Source organism: Streptomyces anatolicus (assembly GCF_019400875.1).
In the GTDB taxonomy this organism is placed as follows: domain Bacteria; phylum Actinomycetota; class Actinomycetes; order Streptomycetales; family Streptomycetaceae; genus Streptomyces; species Streptomyces anatolicus.
In genome coordinates this window covers 1-2,322 of sequence record NZ_WMBF01000715.1, presented here as the reverse complement: position 1 = coordinate 2,322, position 2,322 = coordinate 1, and the positions used below count along the sequence as shown (strand labels likewise).

The window sequence follows — 2,322 nt, the reverse complement described above, 5'->3', positions numbered from 1 at the left end:
CGCCTTCCGTGCCGCCCTGCGGCGGCTGGGCGGGGGGCGCGCCATCCGTGCCGCCCCACCGGGGCTCGACGGCCGGGGACCCACCCGTGCCGCCCTGCGGCAGCTGGGCCGAGGTCACGCCTGTGCCGGTCTGCCGCGACTCGGCGGAGGACCCATCCGTATCACCCGTACCACCTTGCCGCGCCTGCGCCGAGGGCACATCCGTATCACCCTGCCGCGACTCGGCGGAGGACCCGCTCGTGCCGCCCCGCCGCGCCCGGGCCAAGGACGCGCCATCCGTGTCGGCCTGTCGCAGGCGGGCCGGGGTCCCGGCCTGCCGGGGCCCCGCCGTGTCGCTCGGCTCCCCCGGCTCATCCGTATCGCCGGCCTGACGCCGTGCCCCCGCTTCCGCGTCGGTCGGCCGGTTCGGCTCGGCAGGCCCGTCGGCCGGGGCCGAGGGGTCTTCGGCCGGGTCGACCGTCGGCTCGGCAGGCCCGTCGGCCCGGGCCGAGGGGGCTTCGGCCGTGCCGGCCCTGTCGCTCGGCCGCAGGCCCTCGGTGCCGTCGGACTGCGGCCTGCCGCTCTCGCCGCTCTCGTCCACGATGTCCCCTCGATCGAAGCGTCCCTCGCCCCGGTATGGCGCGATTGCCTGCACGATCATGCAGGGCGAGAGGGTCTGTCGTCGATGGTATGCGGCTGTTGTCAGTGCCGGGTCGTAGGGTCTGTCCTCATGGAAACCAGCACCGAAGGTGCCGCGGCGGCCGTGCGCCCGGCATCCCTGTCGCCCTCACGCGCGGGCGACTTCATGCAGTGCCCCTTGCTCTACCGGTTCCGGGTGATCGACAAGCTGCCCGAGAAGCCGAGCGAGGCCGCCACGCGGGGCACGCTGGTGCACGCTGTCCTTGAACGCCTCTTCGACGCCCCGGCGAGCGAGCGCACGGCGCCGCGCGCCAAGTCGCTCATCCCCGGCCAGTGGGACCGGCTGCGCGAGACCAAGCCGGAGCTGACCGAGCTGTTCGCCGACGATCCACAGGGCGAGCGGATGGCGCGCTGGCTGTCGGACGCGGAGAAGCTCGTCGAGCGCTGGTTCACCCTGGAGGACCCGACGCGCCTCGAGCCGGCCGAGCGCGAGCTCTTCGTGCAGGCCGAGCTGGCGTCGGGCCTGAAGCTGCGCGGCATCATCGACCGCGTGGACGTCGCCCCTTCGGGCGACGTCCGCATCGTCGACTACAAGACGGGCAAGGCCCCGCGTCCGGAGTACGCGGAGGGCGCGCTGTTCCAGATGAAGTTCTACGCCCTGGTGGTGTGGCGGCTGAAGGGCGTGGTCCCGCGCCGCCTCCAGCTCGTCTATCTGGGCAGCGGTGACGTGATCACGTATGACCCGGTCGTGGCCGACCTGGAGCGGGTGGAGCGCAAGCTGCTCGCGCTCTGGGAGGCGATCGAGCGGGCGACGGCCACCGGCGAGTGGCGGCCCCGGCCGACGAAATTGTGCGGTTGGTGCGACCACCAAGCGGTATGTCCGGAGTTCGGTGGGACTCCCCCGCCGTATCCGCTTCCGGTGAGGGCGCCCGAGTCCGCCGAGGGCGAGCAGGGCAGAATGGGCCCGGGCTAGCTAAGGAGTGTTACGTGGCCATCCGCGTCCTACTGGTCGATGACCAGCCGCTGTTGCGCACCGGGTTCCGGATGATTCTGGAGGCCGAGCAGGACATCGCGGTCGTCGGCGAGGCCGGAGACGGCCTGCAGGCTCTCGACCAGGTGCGGGCGCTCCAGCCCGATGTGGTGCTCATGGACATCCGTATGCCGCGGATGGACGGCGTGGAGGCGACCCGGCAGATCACCGGGCCCGGCCGTGACGGCCCGGCGAAGGTCCTTGTGCTGACCACCTTCGACCTCGATGAGTACGTGGTGGAGGCGCTGCGCGCCGGTGCCAGCGGCTTCCTCTTGAAGGACGCGCCGGCGAACGAGCTGGTGCAGGCGATCCGGGTGGTCGCCGGGGGCGAGGCGATGCTCGCGCCGAGCATCACCCGCCGCCTCCTCGACAAGTACTCCGCGCACCTCCCCTCCGGCGACGAGCCGGTGCCGGACGCGCTGCACACGCTCACCGACCGCGAGGTGGAGGTCCTGAAGCTGGTGGCCCGCGGCCTGTCGAACGCGGAGATCGCGGCGGACCTCTTCGTCAGCGAGACGACCGTGAAGACCCATGTCGGCCATGTGCTCACCAAGTTGGGCCTGCGCGACCGCGTGCAGGCCGCGGTGTACGCGTACGAGAGCGGTCTGGTGCGCCCCGGCGCGCAGTAGCCCGAGAAGCGGCGGAACGACGACGGTGGCCGCCCCCCGAGGGGG

Annotated in this window: 2 protein-coding genes and 1 pseudogene; 2 read left to right on the top strand and 1 reads right to left on the bottom strand. The window is 72.6% G+C overall.

The window, feature by feature from the left end; genetic code table 11:
• Positions 1 to 640, bottom strand: a pseudogene (locus GKQ77_RS31725) (hypothetical protein); the annotation flags it as partial.
• Positions 641 to 709: 69 nt separating this feature from the next.
• Here GKQ77_RS31725 and GKQ77_RS31720 point away from each other — a divergent pair.
• Complete coding sequence (locus GKQ77_RS31720; protein WP_219692568.1) at positions 710 to 1,591, top strand: RecB family exonuclease; 882 nt, start codon at positions 710 to 712, stop codon at positions 1,589 to 1,591.
• 14 nt (positions 1,592 to 1,605) lie between these two features.
• A complete protein-coding gene (locus tag GKQ77_RS31715) occupies positions 1,606 to 2,277 on the top strand; it encodes a response regulator (RefSeq protein WP_125511721.1) in 672 nt (223 codons plus the stop codon).
• Positions 2,278 to 2,322: the final 45 nt, after the last annotated feature.